The sequence below is a fragment of the Actinomadura kijaniata NBRC 14229 genome (assembly GCF_001552175.1).
In the GTDB taxonomy this organism is placed as follows: Bacteria; Actinomycetota; Actinomycetes; order Streptosporangiales; family Streptosporangiaceae; genus Spirillospora; species Spirillospora kijaniata.
In genome coordinates, this window is the sequence record NZ_BCQR01000001.1 from 131,807 (window position 1) to 147,283 (window position 15,477).

Below are 15,477 nucleotides of genomic sequence, written 5' to 3' on the forward strand. Positions count from 1 at the left end.
GCCCGAAGGCGGAGGAAGGGAGATTCGGCGTTCACCCGTTGCGCTCACATGATCACGCCTAGCTTGTGAGGCGTGACCTCTGGTGTCGTGAAGAGGGCGTTCAAGTACCGCTTCCATCCGACGCCCGCGCAGGCGGCCGAGCTGGTGCGGACGTTCGGATGCGTGCGCAAGGTCTACAACCTGGCGTTGGCCGTCCGCGCCGAAGCATGGTCCCGGCACCGCGAACGGATCGGCTACAACGCCACCTCGGCGATGCTGACCGCCTGGAAGAGGACCGGCGAACTGGCCTACCTCAACGAGGTGTCCTCGGTTCCGCTCCAGCAGACGCTGCGCCATCTGCAGGCCGCTTTCACCAACTTCTTCGCCGGACGCGCCCGCCACCCGCGGTTCAAGTCCAAGCGCAGGTCCCGCGCCTCGGCCGAATACACCGCCTCGGCGTTCCGCTACCGGGACGGTCGGCTGACACTGGCCAAGATGGACCGGCCGTTGGACATCGTGTGGTCGCGGCCGCTGCCCGAGGGGGTCGCGCCGTCCACCGTGACGGTCTCCCGGGACCGTGCGGGGCGCTGGTTCGTGTCGCTGGTGTGCGAGGACACCGGCGTCCGGCCGCTCCCGGTGACCGACACGGCGGTCGGCGTCGACATGGGGCTGGACCGTCTGGTGACCCTGTCGACCGGGGAGCAGATCCCCAATCCCCGGCATGAACGGAGGGACCGGGCGCGGCTGGCCAGGGCGCAGCGGGAGCTGACGCGCAAGACGCGGGGGTCGGCCAACCGGCGCAGGGCCGCGCTGAAGGTCGCCCGCGTCCATGCCCGGATCGCCGACCGGCGGCGGGACTTCCTGCACAAACTGACCACTCGGCTCGTTCGTGAGAACCAAACGATCGCGGTCGAGGACCTGACCGTGCGCAACATGGTCAGGAACAGGCGTCTGGCTCGCGGCGTCTCCGACGCGGCCTGGCGCGAGGCGCGCTCCATGCTGGAGTACAAGGCCGCCTGGTACGGGCGCGAAGTGGTCGTCGTCGACCGCTTCCTTCCCTCGTCCAGGCTGTGCTCGGCCTGCGGCGCGCTGCGCGACGAGATGCCCCTGGACGTACGCGTCTGGAGATGCGGCTGCGGCGCGGTCCACGACCGTGACGTGAACGCGGCCCGCAACATCCTGGCCGCCGGGCTGGCGGTGTCGGCCTGTGGAGCCGGTGTAAGACCTCAACGGGAGTCCTCCCGAGCGGGGCGGTCGGCGGTGAAGCAGGAAACCCTGCGGCGTGAGCGGCGGGAGTCCCCTTGCTTGCGAGGCGGAGGAAGTCAACCGGTCAACCTCACTGTGCTGCCGTGACCCCAGAAGACGTACGACAGGACCAGGTTCATCAGGATCATCAGGATGGTGGACTCGCGGATGGCCCGGCCGGCGGCGACGCCGACGCCGACGGGGCCGCCCGCCGCGTAGTAGCCGCGGTAGCAGTGGACGAACATGATGATGAACGCGAACACCGCGACCTTGATGACGCTGTAGAACACGTCGATGGGCGGCAGGTACAGGTGGAAGTAGTAGTCGTAGATGCCGGGCGACAGGCCGTAGTACTCGATGGAGATGAACCGGGTCGCGAAGAACGCCATGAACAGTGACACCAGGTAGAGCGGCACCAGGGCGATGACGCCGGCGGCGACGCGGGTGCACACCAGGTAGGCCAGGGAGTTGATGCCCATGACCTCCAGGGCGTCGATCTCCTCGGAGATGCGCATGGCGCCGATCTCGGCGGTGAAGCCGGTGCCGACCTGGGCGACCAGGGCGACGCCCGCGATGATGGGGGTGACCTCGCGGACGTTGGAGTAGGAGGCGACCAGGCCGGTGAACGCCTCGGCGCCGATGCGTTCCAGGCCGGGGTAGCCCTGGAGGCCGACCATGGCGCCGGTGGCCAGCGACATGGTCGCGATCACGAAGATCATGCCGCCGCCGATGACCAGGGCGCCGACGCCGACGGTGATGTCGGAGACCTGTTTGAGCAGGGTCTTGCCGTACTTGCGGCGCAGGATGATGTCGAACAGCAGGTGGTACAGCACCCGGCCGAGGAAGACCGGGAGGTCGGCGGAGGCGGCCAGGCCGGCCGTTCGGGTCCGCACCGCCCGCCCGAACCTGCGTACGGGGGAAATGGCGACCATCAAAACCTCGGGGGGACGAGAACCTGGTAGAGCATCGTGATCACGTAGTTGGTCAGGAAGACCACGATCGAGGTGACCACGACCGCCTGGTTGACCGCGCGGCCCACGCCGACCGGCCCGTAGTCGCAGTTCATGCCCATGTAGCAGGCGACGGCGGCGGCGATGAACCCGAACATCCACGCCTTGAACAGGGTGATGAGCAGGTCGGAGAACTGGAGCAGGGTGGTGGCCCCGTCGAAGAACGCGCCGGGGCTGACGCCCTGCTGGATGACGTTGAAGTAGTAGCCGCCCAGGACGCCCGCCAGGATGACCACCGAGCACAGCAGGGCGGAGACGGTGCTGGCCGCCCACAGCCTGGGGGTGACCAGGCGGTGGATGGGGTTGATGCCCATGACCTCCATGGCCGCGAGTTCGTCGCGGATGTTGCGGGCGCCCATGTCGGAGGTGATGGCCGAGCCGCCGACGCCCGAGACCAGCAGGGCCGCGGCCAGCGGCGCGACCTGCTGGATCATGGCGGCGACCAGCAGGGCTCCGGTGCCCGACTGCGCGCCGAGCTGCCGGGCGATGTCGCCGACCTGGAGGGAGATGGTCGCGCCGAGCGGGACGGCGATCAGCATGACCGGGACACTGGTGACGCGGGCCAGGAACCAGCACTGCTCGATGAACTCGCCCCACCACTGGCGGACGTCCCAGGTGCGGCGCAGGCCCTCCAGGAGGGTCACGCACAGCAGCCCGGTCTCGTCCAGTGCCTTCCCGGCGCGGCGTCTGGCCAGGTCGGGGGCTTTGGACAGGGTTCCCTGAAGGCTCAGGGCCATCAGCCGGAGACCTCCCCCTCGGGGGCAGGGGCACGGGTCATTCCAGCCTCCTTCGCTTCTCGGACGTCGGCGCCCATCCGATGCTCCGGAGCTCCGGCGCGCGGGGGACGCCCGCCGGAGGATCCGGGATCACAGTGGTCCCGGCGGCGTTCGGGGAACACGCCGGCACCACCTGTGATCTGGAGCACTCTATTGGAAGTTGTTCTAAGAAGCGAGTACTTACATCTGCATTTGTCGGAAGATACGATCACCCGGTGCAGACCGAGATCGAACAGGGTGCGCAACGCGCCGTCAACCCTCCGGTGGACCCTCTGGTGACCGGGATCCACGACCGCTGGGGCGACCAGGGGATGCCCGGCGAGCCCTGGCCGTTCATGGCCATCTGCTCGCTCGGCCGCCTCCACAGCCTGGTCACCAAGGCGCTGGAGAACGAGGTGAAGCGGCACGGTCTCGGCCGCACGGGGTACTTCCTGCTCACCACGCTCGCGCTGACCGCCGAGGGCCGGGCGCGGCTCAGCACGCTCGGCCGGATCCTGATGATGCACCCCACGTCGGTGAAGCTGACGGTGGACCAGCTGGAGACGGCGGGCCTGGTGACGCGGACGCCGCATCCGCGCGACCGGCGGGCGACCTACGTGCACATCACCGAGGAGGGCCGGGAGCGCGCCCGCGCGGTGAACGCCGCCCTGGAGTCCCCCGACGGCGAGCTGGCCGCGCTCGGCGGCCTGCACCGGCAGGTGTTCGAGGCGTTGCAGCCCGCCCGGCTGGCCTTCGACGACCACGAGCTGTGAACGCGGGGGTGTCGAACCCCGGGTGACCGCGCGTGCGTACCCGGTCAAGACGGCACTTCCATCCCGCGAGGTAAGGCACTCTTTCTCTCATGCCACGCAGTCACGGCACCCACAGTCGCAAGTCGCCGCAGGATCCGTCGCGTGCCCGGAGCCGGAGGCTCTGGCGGATCCTGACCCACAACGTCACCATCACCGCCGTCGCGGTGGGCGTGCTGGCCGGGGGCGTGGTGCTGGTGGACCTGGACGCGGTCGGCGGCGACGCCGAGCCCCCGCCCGGGGCCGGGGACCTGTCCACCAACGACATGCTGGCGAAGCTCCAGGCGTCCGACATGGACCCGGTCGTGGCGGGCGCGGTCGCCGAGGCCAAGAAGCGCGCCCACGAGGAGCACGAACGCGAGATGAGGGCGCTGCGGGAGAAGGCGAAGCGCGACGCCCGGGCCGCCGCGGAGCTGAAGCGGAAGCAGGAGGCCGAGCGCGAGCGCGAACGCCTCGCCACGTCCAACCCGTCGTCCGCGGAGAACCAGCGCTACGGCCGCAAGATGGCGGCGCTGCGGGGCTGGGACCGCTGCTGGCCGTCCCTGAAGATCCTGTGGACGAAGGAGAGCGGCTGGAACGAGCGCGCCGAGAACCCCTCCAGCGGCGCGTACGGCATCCCGCAGGCGCTCCCGGCGGAGAAGCTGGCCACCGCGGGCAGGGACTGGCGGACCAGCTCCCCCACGCAGATCGCCTGGGGCCTGAACTACATCAGGGCCCGGTACAAGGATCCGTGCGGCGCTTGGGCCTGGTGGCAGGCGCACCACTGGTACTGAGCCGGTGGTGCCGGGCCGGTGGCGCCGAGCCGGTTCCGGCCGCGTCCCGGCTTGGTGGCGCGGCCCGGTCGGCGGCACCATGTGGGGATGCGAACCAGCAGGGCCGGGCAGGACGGCGAGGCGAGCGGCGAGGGCGGCGGCGGTGGGCGGCAGTGGGCGCGGGCGGACGCCACCCGGCAGGCGCTGCTGACCGCCGCGCTGGAGGTGTTCGCCGACCGGGGCTACGCCGACGCGGGCATCGCCGAGATCGTGGAGCGTTCCGGGATCAGCGTCGGCAGCCTCTACCACCACTACGGCGGCAAGGCCGGGCTGTACCTGGCGCTGTACGAGGAGCTGTCGGGCGAGCAGGAGGGCCGGGCCGCGCAGGCGGTGGCCGCGGCGCGGGCGGCGGGCGAGCGCGACCCGATCGCGTTGTTCGTGGCGGGCGCCCGCGCCTACCTGGAGGTGTGCTGGGAACACCGGGAGGCCGCGCGGCTGTTCCACGGCGGGGAGGGCCCGTCGGGGTTCTCGCTGATGCGGCGCAAGCGCGCCCAGAAGTGGATCGGGCAGAACACCAAGCTGCTGCGCGGCCACGGCGGCGACCGCGCCATCCAGGTGCTGAGCCTGGTGCTGACCACGGTCATCGGCGAGGCCGGGCGGGAGATCGCGCTGGCCGACGACGCGGCCGAGGCGCACGAGATCCTCGACGAGGTGGTCCGCATCCTCATCCGGCTGGCCCGCTGAGGGCCGCGGGCGTTCGGGCCCTCCCGTCCGGACGGGGGCACGTGGCGGGCGGGAGGGCCGGGCTCACAGGCGGACGGCGCGGTGGGCCCGCACCGGGATCCACAGCCGGGTCCGGGCGGGGCGCGGCGGCAGGGCGCGCAGCCGGGCCCGGGTGACGCGCTTGCCCTGCAGCCGGAGCTGGAGCAGGTCGGCGCGGCGGACCGGGGGCAGCCCGCGGCGGCCGACGCGCCGCCACAGCAGCACGAGCATCAGCGACGTCCCGCCCGCCGCCAGGGTGCCCGCGGCCACCGCCGCCGCGTCGTCGACGGGCGAGGTCTCCTCGTGCGCGGCGCGCAGCCGTCCCTGGAACACCATCGTCAGCGGCTGCCCCGCGAGCTGCGGCCCGGCGACCGGCGGCAACGCCACCTGCGGCCCGCTCATGGTCCCCAGCGGGTTGGCGGTGGAGGGGTCGGGGGTGATCGGGGGGACGTCGGGCGGCAGGGACGACGGGCCGAGACCCGCCGGCAGCTCGCCCTTGGGGCCGACGATGACGATCGAGTACGTCTGGGAGCGGGCGGCGGCCCTGGCGGCGGACGCGGTGACGGTCAGCCTGGCGATGCCGGGCTTGGCGTTCCCGGGGACCGACAGCAGCGCGAGCGCGGACCGTCCCCCGGCGTCCACGCCGCCGAGCGCCTGGCTGCCGGGGCTGACCGACGCGCGGGTGGCCGACATCCGCAGGACGGTGCCGGACGCGGTCGCGGTCGCCGACGCGACGCGGGCGGTGATGGTGACCGTCCCGCCGGGCCGGACCGTCGCCGACGACACCGACACGCCCAGGGACAGCACGGGGCGGCCGGGCTCGGTGGGCGTGGGGTCGGTCGGCCGGGGCTCGGTGGGCTTCGGGTCGGTCGGCGTGGGCTGGGTGGGCGTCGGGTCCGTGGGCTTCGGCTCGGTGGGCGTGGGATCGGTGGGCTTCGGATCCGTGGGCTTGGGATCGGTCGGCTTGGGATCCGTGGGCTTGGGATCCGTCGGCTTCGGGTCGGTCGGCTTGGGATCGGTGGGCGTCGGATCGGGCGTCGGGGTGGGTTCCGGGTTCGGGCTGGGGCTGGGCTCCGGCTCGGACGCCGTGGTGCTCGGGTCGGGGGTCGGGTCGGCGAGCACCGGCGGCGCGCCGACCGCGAGGACCGCCGCCGCACCGAGTCCCGCCAGCACGGGGATTCCTGCCTTCCGGACGCGCACCTGCCACCTGCCTTCCCTGTCCGCGAGGGCCGCGAGAACGCGCGACGAAAGGGATCGAAACACGGGCCGAACAACCGGAGCAAGGCCGTTGGTGAAGGTCATCGCCAAGTGATTATCCGCGCCTTGTGACAATGGCCGGGATTATCATCCGATGACATTTCCGGAAGAACCGGGCGGGATGTCGGCGCGGTCCCGCAGCCACAGCGCGCGCAGCACCACCTCGATCGCGAACCGCGACTCGGGGTCGGTGAGGCGGTCGCCGAGCACGTTCTCCAGCTGCCGCATCCGGTAGCGCACCGTCTGCGGGTGGACGTGCAGCTCCTCGGCGATCGTGGCGGCCGTCCCGCGCGTCGTCAACCACACCCGCAGGGTCTCCAGCAGCCGGTCCCGCTGGGCCTCCGGCAACGACATCAGCCCCGCCAGGTGCCGCCGGGCGAGCCGTTCGGTGAGCGCGCGGTCCGCCAGCAGCCACAGCGTGACCAGGTGGTCCTCGCAGCGCGTCACCGGGCCGTCCCCCAGCACCCCCGACTCGACCAGCAGCAGCGCCTGGCGCGCCCAGCGCAGCGAGTCGGCGGCCTGCGCCACCGGCACCGTCGGCCCGGCCACCACCCGGCCCTCCGGCAGCGCCTCGGTCAGCATCCGCTCCCGGTCGGCGGTCAGCTCGCCGGGCACCAGCAGGTACGGCTCGTCGGCGGTGAGGTCGACCAGCAGGTCGTCGTCCAGGGCGGCGCGGCGGCAGCGCGCGTCGGCGGGCACCGCGACCAGCGTCGCCTCCTCCGGCGGCGGCCACTCCGCCAGCGCGGCGATCTCGGCCACCGCGCGCCGCGACGGGGCGGGCACCCGCACCAGCAGGGCCAGCAGCCGCCGCCGGTGCGTCTGGGTCTCCCCCTCCCGCCGCTCCTCCAGGAACCCCTCCTGCGCGAGCGCGGCCAGCTCGTCCAGGTAGGAGAACAGGGTGTCGGCGAGCTGCGCCATCACGATCGACGGCAGCCGGTACCGGGGGGCGATCTTCATGACCCGCCGCCAGGCGACCTGCGTGCCGATCCGGAACGCCGACTGGAGGGTGTCCAGCGACCGCCCCTCCTGCGCCTCGAACCGGCCGAGCCTGCGGTAGGTCTCGTCGTGCCGTTCGCGGGGCGCGCCCGGGTCGGCGATCTGCTCCACGAAGTGCAGCAGGGCGCGTTCGACGCCGATGCGCAGCGCCTCCAGGTAGGCGGCGTTGGCCTGATTGCCGTACTCGGGGACGTTGCGGCGGATCTCCTCGATCATCTCGACGGCGAGGCTGGGCAGCTCCGGCCGCATGAGCTCGGCCACCCCGCGGGGCAACCGGTCGGGCCGGCGTTCGATCTCGCCCAGGTCGAACGTCTGCGTCAACGGTGACACCTCCCGGAGCACCGCCGTCACGGGGTGGATGGGGACCGGGCGGGGCGTCCGGCCTCGTGACGGGCGGCGGTCGAGCATTCGACCCGGCAGGGCGCGCCGAGCGGGGACCCCTGCGCGCCACCGAGCTGTGTGAGCTGAAGCACACCGAAAGCTAGATCAAGAACAGAAGCGTTTCCGTAAAGAAACCTTAAAATCACCAGCGATGATGGACCTCTCACCCACCGTCATGACCGATACGATTTCGGTCCACCTCCATCGGATGGTCCAAAAGGCGGCTCGCCCGTAGCGTCGCCTCCAGCGCGAACCTCCCCGCCGGTTCGGTGAGGCGTTCCCCCAACACGCCGTTGATCTGCCGCATCCGGTAGCGGATGGTCTGGGGATGGACGTCGAGCCGCCGCGCCGCGGCCACCGCGTTGCCGTCCGTCTCCAGCCACGCGGCGAGCGTCTCCGCGACGCGAACCCGTTGCGCGTGGCCCAAATCGGCCAGTTCCGCGAAACGCCTGCGCGCGATCTGGTCGAGCAGTGCGCCGTCGGCCAGCAGCCACAGGTCCAGCAGATGGTCCTCGCAGCGGGTGGGCCCGCGGTCCTCCAGCACCCCGGCCTCGACCAGCGCGAGCGCCCGCCGCGCCCACCGCAGCGAGTCGGCCGCGGCGGCGAGCGGCACGGTGATCCCCACGGCGGCCCGCCGGTCGGGCAGCGCGGCGGCGAGCATCTCCTCCCGGCCCCGGTCGAACGCGCCGGGGATCAGCAGGTGGGGCTCGGCGGCGTCCAGGTCGGCCAGCACGTCGGCGGCCAGGGCCCGCGCCTCGCACGGCGTTCCGGCCGGCAGGGCGACCATCGTGACCTCGGCGGGCACGTCCCATCCGGCCTCGACGGCGACCTCGGCCAGCAGCGTCCGCGCGGCCCCGGGGCGCAGCAGGGTCCGCAGCAGGAGGCGGTGGCGTTCGGCGCGCGTCCCGTCGTCGCGGCCCCGCGCCTCCAGATAGCCCTGCACCGACAGCGAGGCCAGCTCGTCGATGTAGGCGAACAGCGCGTCGGCGATCACCGACATGACCGCCGGCGACACCTGGTGCCGCCGCCCCGTCTCGGCCAGCCGCCGCCAGGCGATCCGCGCCCCGACCCGGTAGGCGGCCTGGAGCGCGTCCAGCGCCCGCCCGTCCCGCGCCTCGCCGCGCCCCATCGCCCGGCAGAGCTCGTCGCGGTACTCGTGCGGGGCGCCGGACCCGCCGAGCCGGTCGACGAACGCGGCGATGGCCTGCTCGACGATGACCCGGAACGCGGGCCGGTAGGAGGTCTCGACGGGCTCGGAGTAGGCGGGGACGGCCTCCCGGATCCCGGCGATGACCTCGTCGGCCAGGGTGGCGGACTCGGCCCGCAGGGCCGCGACCACCTCGGCCGGGACCACGACCGTCCCCGCCGTTCCCACCGCGGCCACCGTGTCCCGCGCCATCGCCACCTCCCTCCACGAGAGAGCACCCACGCCGTTCCGAAGAAATGCCAGAGAAACCGTAACTCAGGCCATCGGAAAATGCATCATTGATCACGTACTTTCACGCGACGGACTCGCGGTCGCACGCAGCGGAGTGAACGGTAATCCCTTCTCCTCACTCGGTGACAACCCTTCCCTGACCTGCTCCTCACCGAGTGACAAGAATGGTGTTCGACAAGCCCGGAATTTTTCTTCCGAAGTGACAACCCAGGTCTTCGGTAATTCACGCGTCCACCCCGGCGGAACTATCAGCCGGTGACAAACCCCCGCGCCGGCACGGAACGGCGGCCGGGGCGCGGCGCCCGGCCCGCGGCCGAGGTCGCGTCGCCCGCGTCCTAGCATCTGCGGCGTGGAAGCCGCGGTGGAGACGTTCCTGGAGCAGCGGCCCCGGCTGCTGGGCCTGGCCTACCGGATGCTGGGGTCGGCGGCCGAGGCCGAGGACGTCGTCCAGGACGCCTACCTGAGATGGAGCCGGTCCGGGCCGGTCGAGGTCCCGGCGGCGTGGCTCACCACCGTGGTCACCCACCTGTGCCTCAACCGGCTGGCCTCGGCGCGGAACCGCCGGGAGCGCTACGTCGGGCCGTGGCTCCCCGAGCCGGTGCTCACCGGCGGCGGCGCGCTGGGACCGCTGGAGACCGCCGAGCAGCGGGAGTCGGTGTCGATGGGCGTGCTGGTGCTGCTGGAACGGCTCACCCCGGCCGAACGCGCCGTGCTCATCCTGCGCGAGGCGTTCGGGCACCCCCACCGGGAGATCGCCCGGGTGCTCGGCATCGACGAGGCGCACTCCCGGCAGCTGCACCGCCGGGCCCGCGCCCGGGTCGGCGAGCCCCGGCGGCGGTACGAGGCCGACCGCGAGCACCACCGCCGCGTCGTCGAGCGCTTCCTCGCCGCCGCCGGCGACGGGGACGTCGCGGCGCTGGAACGGCTGCTGGCCGACGACGTGACGGTGTGGGCCGACGGCGGCGGGGGCCGCGCCGCGCGGCGGCCGGTCGAGGGCCGGGACCGGGTGGCGCGCTACCTGCGCGGGATGTGGAGCCGCGTGGAGGCGGCCCGGGCGCGCTTCGAGACCGCCGAGGTCAACGGGGAGACCGCCGTCCTCGTGTGGCACGGGTCCGCGCTGACGGCGGTCCTGGCCGTGGAGGTCTCCGGCGGGCGGATCGACGCGGTGCGGTTCGTCCTCAACCCGGACAAGCTGGCCTACGCCGCCGCGCAGGCCGCCATGTGAGCCGTGTCATACGCGCTCTCCGTCACGAACGGGCGGGCCATCCGGTTCAACCCGCGAACTCGTCCGGGAGGGAACATGACACACCGCATCGTGGTACTGGGCGCGGGATACGCGGGGCTCGGCGCGGCCGGGCGCGCCGCGCGGCTGCTGGGCGACCGCGCCCGCGTGACCCTGGTCAACGCGACCGACCACTTCGTCGAACGGGTCCGGCTGCACCAGCTCGCGGCGGGCCAGCCGCTGCCCGCGCTGCCGCTCGCGGACCTGCTGGAGGGGACCGGCGTCGAGCTCGTCGTCGCGCGGGTCACCGGCATCGACCTCGACGCCAGGGTGCTGCGCGTGGACGCCGCGCCGGGCGCGCTGCCCTATGACGTCCTGGTCTACGCGCCGGGGAGCGGGGCCGAGGTGGACGCCGTGCCGGGCGTGCGCGAGCACGCGTTGACCGTGGCGCAGGCCGACGGCGCGGGGCGGCTGCGCTCCCTGCTCCCCGAACTGTCCTCGGTCACGGTCGTCGGCGGCGGGCTGACGGGGCTGGAGACCGCCGCCGAACTCGCCGCCGCCCACCCCCGCCTCCGCGTCGAGCTGGTCACCGCCGGGCGGATCGGCGCGGGCCTGTCCGAGCGCGCGCGGCGGCACCTTCACGACGCGTTCGCCCGCCTGGACGTCCGGGTGCGCGAGCACTCCCCCGTCGCCGAGGTCGGGGGCGGCGGGCTGCTGCTGGCCGACGGCCGGAAGGCGCCGGCCGACGCGGTGGTCTGGACGGCCGGGTTCCGCGTCCCGGACCTGGCCGCCGCGTCCGGCCTGGCCGTCGACGGGGCCGGGCGGGTGGCCGTCGACGCGACGCTGCGCTCGGTGTCGCATCCCGACGTCCTCGCCGTCGGGGACGCCGCCGACGTGGGCGGGCGGTCCCGCATGTCGTGCCAGACGGCCCTGCCGATGGGGCGGTACGCGGGACGCGCGGTCGCCGACCTGCTCGCCGGGCGCACGCCGCCGCCGCACCGCGTCCGTTACCTCTGGACGAACGTCAGCCTGGGCCGCCGCGACGGCGTCACGCAGTTCGCCAGGGCCGATGACAGTCCCCTTCCGGCGGTGCTCACCGGACGGGCGTCGGCCCTGTTCAAGGAGGCGGTGACCAGGGGCACGGTGGCCCGCCTGCGGCACCCCGGCCTTCGCTGACGGCGGCGTTCCGGCGGTCGGTGGAGCGGAGGGCGCTCTCGTGGGCGGGCGGGGTGTCGGCGAGCCATCCGTCGGCCAGGGCGCGGTAGTGGTCGCTGGTGGCCAGCAGGTGGTCGTGGGTGCCGGCGGCCACGATGCCGCCCTCGTCCAGGACGAGGATGTGGGCGGCGGCGCGGATCGTGGTGAAGCGGTGGGCGATCACCAGCAGCGCGCAGTGGGCGGCGGCCCGGTCGATGGCGTGGCGCAGGGCCCGTTCGTTGGCGGCGTCCAGATGGGAGGTCGGCTCGTCGAGCAGCAGCAGGTCGGGGCGGGCCAGCAGGGCGCGGGCCAGGGCGACGCGCTGGCGCTCGCCGCCCGACAGGCGGCAGCCGTGCTCCCCCACCGGGGAGTCCAGCCCGCCGGGCAGGCGGGCGACCAGGCCGGCGAGGTTGGTGAGGTCCAGCACCTCCCGCAGGTCGGCGTCGTCGGCGTCGGGCGCGGCGTAGAGGAGATTGTCCCGCAGCGTGCCGTGCAGGACGGGGCAGTCCTGCTCCACCAGGCCGACGCGGGCGCGGTACCCGGCGCGGTCCAGGGAGCGCACGTCGGCGCCGCGGAACAGGATCCGTCCGCCGTCGGGGTCGTGGAACCGCTCGATGAGCGCGAACGTGGTGGACTTCCCCGCCCCCGAGCGCCCGACCAGCGCGACGTGCCCGCGTTCGGGGACCCGGAACGACACGCCGCGCAGGACCGGCCGCCGGGGCTGGTAGCCGAACCACACGTCCCGCAGCTCCAGCAGGGGGACGTCGGGACGCGCCGCCGGAACCGGGGCCGAGCCCGCCGTCTCCTCGCGGGGCAGGCGCAGCGCCTCGTCGATGCGGTGCACGGCGCCGCTGCCCTGCTGGAGGGTGCTGAACGCCTCGAACAGCGCCCCCAGCGGCGCGGTCAGGTACAGCAGGTACAGCAGGAACGCGACCAGTTCGGCGACGGAGGTCGTGCCGTTCGCCACGCGCAGGCCCCCCACCAGCAGGACCGTGAGGAACGAGCCGGTGACGGCCAGTTCGGTCGCGGGCGCGGCGAGGGCGTCGTAGCGGGCCATGCGCAGGCTGGCGTCGTAGGCCCCGTCGGCGTGCCCGGTGACGCGCCGGATCTCGCGGGGTTCGGCCCGCGCCGCGCGGACGGTGCGCAGGGCCGACAGGGCCCGTTCCAGGTCCGCGGCCATGGCGCCGACGGCGCGCTGGGCGTCCAGGGAGGCGGCGCGCATCCGGCGCAGGGCGAACGCCAGGGCCGCCGCCGCGACCGCGACCAGCAGCGCGACGGCCGTGAACAGCACCCAGTCCAGCCACAGCATCAGCGCCACGGCGGCGGTCAGCCCCAGGCAGCCGGTGACCGCGTCGGTGCAGGCGTTGGCGACCAGGTGCCGCAGCGTGACGGTGTCGGTGCCGGTGCGGGAGATCAGGTCACCGGCCCGGAGCCGGTCGTAGGCCGGCGCCGACAGGCGCAGCAGCCGGTCGGCCAGGGCGTGCCGGACGCCGCGCACGACGCGTTCGCCGGTGCGGGCCACCAGGTACCGGACCACGGCCTGGGTCAGGGCGGTGGCGGCGAACAGCCCCGCCAGGGCGGCCACCGGCGGCCAGGTCACCCCGCCCCGCCCCGCGGTCTCGATCACCGTCTTGACGACCAGGGGCTGGGCGAGCGCCAGGCCGGACGACAGCAGGGTGAGCGCGACGGTGACCGCGATCGCCCCGTGGTGTCCCCGGGCCAGCCGCAGCAGGCTCCGCGCTCCGGCGGTCATCGGGAGGACGCCCCGGGGTGGGGCGGGACGGTGAGAAGCGGGGTGAGGTAGCCCTCGGGCATGTCCTCCCCGACGGGGCGGCCCTCGGCCTCGACCCAGGCGTGGGCGCCGAACGGCGGGGTGACGCGCACGCCGACGCACCAGGTCGGCCAGCGTCCCGCCATGCGGCACAGCAGGACCGTGGCCAGCGACCGGGGCAGGCAGCCCTGCGGCCCCAGGCAGGTCAGGCTGACGGCGGTGACCGCCTGGCGGGCGGCCGCGGCGTGGGCGTGGCCGGCGGGCGCCGCGCCACGGCGCAGCAGGGTCAGCACGGTGCGCAGGCGGTGCGGCGGCAGCAGCGTCAGCGGGCGGGCCAGGCCCACCGCGGCCAGGGCGGCGGCCCGGCGGACGGGCGGGAGCGCGGCGCGGTCGCCGAGCGCGGCGGGAGTGCTCATGACACCACCAGGCCGGCCGTCCGCAGCCGGTCGAGCAGAGCGGTCGCGTCGTCGAGCGCCCGCTCGGCGGTGACGTCGAACTCCTCGGCCACCGCCGCGGCGGCCTGCCCCAGGGTGCGGCCGTCCAGCAGCAGCCGGACGACCAGCGTTCCGGTGGCGTTGAGCTGCCAGTACTGGCCGTTGTGCTCATCGAGGACGACCGTGCCGTACTCGGTGTCGGCCGTCGACACCCCGGGACGCAGTCGCAGGCTCATCAGGGCTCCTTCACACGGGAACGGGCGCGGAGCCAGACCTCGCACGCCAGGGTGGAGTACAGGATCGGGCCGCGCAGGCGGGGGTCGTCGGGGCGTCCGGTCAGGGCGCGCAGGCGGTCGGCGTCGACCAGGCCCAGGCGGGCCAGGCGGGACGTCTCCCACAGGGCGTCCAGTTCGGCGGCGTGGCGGCGCAGGCCCCGCACCGCGTCGGTGGCGGCGGTGGCCTTGCTGGTGCGGGCCAGGCAGGCGTCGGGGACGACCCCGCGCATGGCCGCGACCAGGGAGGGCTTGTAGTGCCAGGGGGTGACGCGGTCCTCGGGCCGCACCGCCAGGAACGCCTCGATGACCCGGTCGTCGAAGAACGGGTGGGCGGCCGGGAGCCCCGCGCGGGCGCAGGCCCGGTCCCACTGCCGCACGATGCGGGTGGTGGTGTGGATCGCCTCCAGGTCGGCGTGCGCGCCGCGGTCGGGGGCGAGCGGCCGCGCCGTGGCGGCGGTCCGGCGCAGCAGTTCGGCGACGGCGCGGGCGGCGTCCGGGGTGACCCATTCGAACAGCCGCGGCGGCGTTCCCCAGCCGAGCGCGCCGGTCACCGGGGGTGGCCCGGGACGGCGCAGGTCGGCGGCGGCGTCGGCGAGCCAGCGTCCGTAGGGGCGGGCGTCGGCCAGAGCCGCCGCCATCGGGCCCGGCGGCCAGGTGAACAGGGCGCGGAAACCCCGCAGGCGTTGCGCCGCCAGCAGCGGCCGGCGGCGCAGCAGCCGGTGGTAGTGGGCCTCGGAGCACCAGGCGACGTGGTCGCCGCCGATGCCGGTCAGGTGCAGGCGGCTGCCCTTGGCCACCAGCGCCGGAACGTGGCTGAGGACGCGGGCGTGGTCCATCACGCCGATGGTCGGCTCGTCGAGGACGTCGTCGATGTCGGGCAGCCCGGCGTAGACCAGCGGGCTGCGTTCGACGGGCCAGACGGCGTGCTCGACGTCGGGCAGGTGGGCGGCGGCGCGGCGGGCCCATTCCAGGTCGTCGTCGGCGGGGTCGAGGCCCGGCCAGGTGCTGGCGACGACATGGGCCGGGCCGCGGGCCGCCAGCACGCACACCGAGGTGGAGTCCAGGCCGCCCGACAGGTCGCAGCTGACCGTGCCGCCGCCCCGGGTGCGGGCGTCGACGGCGTCGGCGAGGGCGGCGCGGATGTCGGCGGCGGCGTCGGCCAGCGGCCGGTCCGGCCGGGGCGGCGCCCACCAGCGG

The 15,477-nt window shown here is 74.2% G+C and carries 15 protein-coding genes; 6 read left to right on the plus strand and 9 right to left on the minus strand.

Annotated elements, in window-relative coordinates; translation table 11 throughout:
- Window positions 1-72: 72 nt before the first annotated feature.
- On the plus strand, window positions 73-1,332 hold the full coding sequence (locus AKI01S_RS00630; RefSeq protein ID WP_169813888.1) for an RNA-guided endonuclease InsQ/TnpB family protein: 1,260 nt from the start codon (window positions 73-75) through the stop codon (window positions 1,330-1,332).
- On the opposite strand, the gene AKI01S_RS00635 is transcribed toward AKI01S_RS00630, so the two are convergent.
- Window positions 1,302-2,156 (minus strand): ABC transporter permease, encoded by an 855-nt coding sequence (locus AKI01S_RS00635; RefSeq protein ID WP_067810959.1) that lies wholly within the window; start codon window positions 2,154-2,156, stop codon window positions 1,302-1,304. The genes AKI01S_RS00630 and AKI01S_RS00635 overlap by 31 nt on opposite strands.
- Complete coding sequence (locus tag AKI01S_RS00640) at window positions 2,156-2,971, minus strand: MlaE family ABC transporter permease (protein WP_083998683.1); 816 nt, start codon at window positions 2,969-2,971, stop codon at window positions 2,156-2,158. Before AKI01S_RS00640 ends, AKI01S_RS00635 begins: the two co-directional genes overlap by 1 nt.
- A gap of 254 nt (window positions 2,972-3,225) precedes the next feature.
- Between AKI01S_RS00640 and AKI01S_RS00645 the strand changes: the two genes are divergently transcribed.
- From AKI01S_RS00645 to AKI01S_RS00655, 3 genes are all read left to right on the plus strand, one after another.
- Window positions 3,226-3,762, plus strand: coding sequence for a MarR family winged helix-turn-helix transcriptional regulator (locus AKI01S_RS00645; RefSeq protein ID WP_067810961.1), 537 nt, complete (start codon window positions 3,226-3,228; stop codon window positions 3,760-3,762).
- An 89-nt stretch (window positions 3,763-3,851) separates the two neighbouring features.
- A complete protein-coding gene (locus AKI01S_RS00650) occupies window positions 3,852-4,571 on the plus strand; it encodes an aggregation-promoting factor C-terminal-like domain-containing protein (RefSeq protein ID WP_067810964.1) in 720 nt (239 codons plus the stop codon).
- An 87-nt stretch (window positions 4,572-4,658) separates the two neighbouring features.
- Window positions 4,659-5,294 carry a TetR/AcrR family transcriptional regulator gene (locus AKI01S_RS00655; protein WP_083998685.1) on the plus strand — a complete coding sequence of 212 codons (636 nt, stop codon included), beginning with the start codon at window positions 4,659-4,661 and terminating at the stop codon, window positions 5,292-5,294.
- A 63-nt stretch (window positions 5,295-5,357) separates the two neighbouring features.
- On the opposite strand, the gene AKI01S_RS52615 is transcribed toward AKI01S_RS00655, so the two are convergent.
- The 3 genes from AKI01S_RS52615 to AKI01S_RS00670 form a co-directional block, all read right to left on the minus strand.
- Window positions 5,358-6,485, minus strand: a complete 1,128-nt coding sequence (locus AKI01S_RS52615; RefSeq protein ID WP_067810967.1) for a COG1361 family protein — start codon at window positions 6,483-6,485, stop codon at window positions 5,358-5,360.
- A gap of 171 nt (window positions 6,486-6,656) precedes the next feature.
- Entirely contained in the window at window positions 6,657-7,886 is a 1,230-nt protein-coding gene (locus AKI01S_RS00665; RefSeq protein ID WP_067811034.1) for a PucR family transcriptional regulator, read from the minus strand.
- Window positions 7,887-8,109: 223 nt separating this feature from the next.
- Window positions 8,110-9,345 (minus strand): PucR family transcriptional regulator, encoded by a 1,236-nt coding sequence (locus AKI01S_RS00670; protein WP_067810970.1) that lies wholly within the window; start codon window positions 9,343-9,345, stop codon window positions 8,110-8,112.
- Between the two features lie 388 nt (window positions 9,346-9,733).
- On the opposite strand from AKI01S_RS00670, the gene AKI01S_RS00675 reads away from it, so the two are divergent.
- Window positions 9,734-10,609, plus strand: a complete 876-nt coding sequence (locus tag AKI01S_RS00675; RefSeq protein WP_067810973.1) for an RNA polymerase sigma-70 factor — start codon at window positions 9,734-9,736, stop codon at window positions 10,607-10,609.
- 75 nt (window positions 10,610-10,684) lie between these two features.
- Entirely contained in the window at window positions 10,685-11,782 is a 1,098-nt protein-coding gene (locus AKI01S_RS00680) for an NAD(P)/FAD-dependent oxidoreductase (RefSeq protein ID WP_067810976.1), read from the plus strand.
- On the opposite strand, the gene AKI01S_RS00685 is transcribed toward AKI01S_RS00680, so the two are convergent.
- The 4 genes from AKI01S_RS00685 to AKI01S_RS00700 form a co-directional block, all read right to left on the minus strand.
- Entirely contained in the window at window positions 11,724-13,553 is a 1,830-nt protein-coding gene (locus AKI01S_RS00685; protein ID WP_067810978.1) for an ABC transporter ATP-binding protein, read from the minus strand. The two genes, AKI01S_RS00680 and AKI01S_RS00685, sit on opposite strands and share 59 nt — an antisense overlap.
- Window positions 13,550-13,987, minus strand: coding sequence for a lasso peptide biosynthesis B2 protein (locus AKI01S_RS00690; protein WP_067810987.1), 438 nt, complete (start codon window positions 13,985-13,987; stop codon window positions 13,550-13,552). The genes AKI01S_RS00685 and AKI01S_RS00690 overlap by 4 nt, the downstream gene beginning before the upstream one ends.
- Window positions 13,984-14,241 (minus strand): lasso peptide biosynthesis PqqD family chaperone, encoded by a 258-nt coding sequence (locus AKI01S_RS00695; protein ID WP_067810990.1) that lies wholly within the window; start codon window positions 14,239-14,241, stop codon window positions 13,984-13,986. Before AKI01S_RS00695 ends, AKI01S_RS00690 begins: the two co-directional genes overlap by 4 nt.
- The coding region (locus AKI01S_RS00700; RefSeq protein ID WP_067810993.1) for an asparagine synthase-related protein at window positions 14,241-15,477 on the minus strand (1,237 nt) is incomplete at its 5' end. The genes AKI01S_RS00695 and AKI01S_RS00700, both read right to left, overlap by 1 nt.

Bases quoted from the DNA above. Each gene is read 5' to 3' on its own strand.
- AKI01S_RS00685 (WP_067810978.1), bottom strand. From the start codon at position 13,553: ATGACCGCCGGAGCGCGGAGCCTGCTGCGGCTGGCCCGGGGACACCAC.
- AKI01S_RS00680 (WP_067810976.1), top strand. From the start codon at position 10,685: ATGACACACCGCATCGTGGTACTGGGCGCGGGATACGCGGGGCTCGGC.
- AKI01S_RS00650 (WP_067810964.1), top strand. From the start codon at position 3,852: ATGCCACGCAGTCACGGCACCCACAGTCGCAAGTCGCCGCAGGATCCG.
- AKI01S_RS00635 (WP_067810959.1), bottom strand. From the start codon at position 2,156: ATGGTCGCCATTTCCCCCGTACGCAGGTTCGGGCGGGCGGTGCGGACC.
- AKI01S_RS00695 (WP_067810990.1), bottom strand. From the start codon at position 14,241: ATGAGCCTGCGACTGCGTCCCGGGGTGTCGACGGCCGACACCGAGTAC.
- AKI01S_RS00690 (WP_067810987.1), bottom strand. From the start codon at position 13,987: ATGAGCACTCCCGCCGCGCTCGGCGACCGCGCCGCGCTCCCGCCCGTC.
- AKI01S_RS00670 (WP_067810970.1), bottom strand. From the start codon at position 9,345: ATGGCGCGGGACACGGTGGCCGCGGTGGGAACGGCGGGGACGGTCGTG.
- AKI01S_RS00655 (WP_083998685.1), top strand. From the start codon at position 4,659: ATGCGAACCAGCAGGGCCGGGCAGGACGGCGAGGCGAGCGGCGAGGGC.
- AKI01S_RS00640 (WP_083998683.1), bottom strand. From the start codon at position 2,971: ATGGCCCTGAGCCTTCAGGGAACCCTGTCCAAAGCCCCCGACCTGGCC.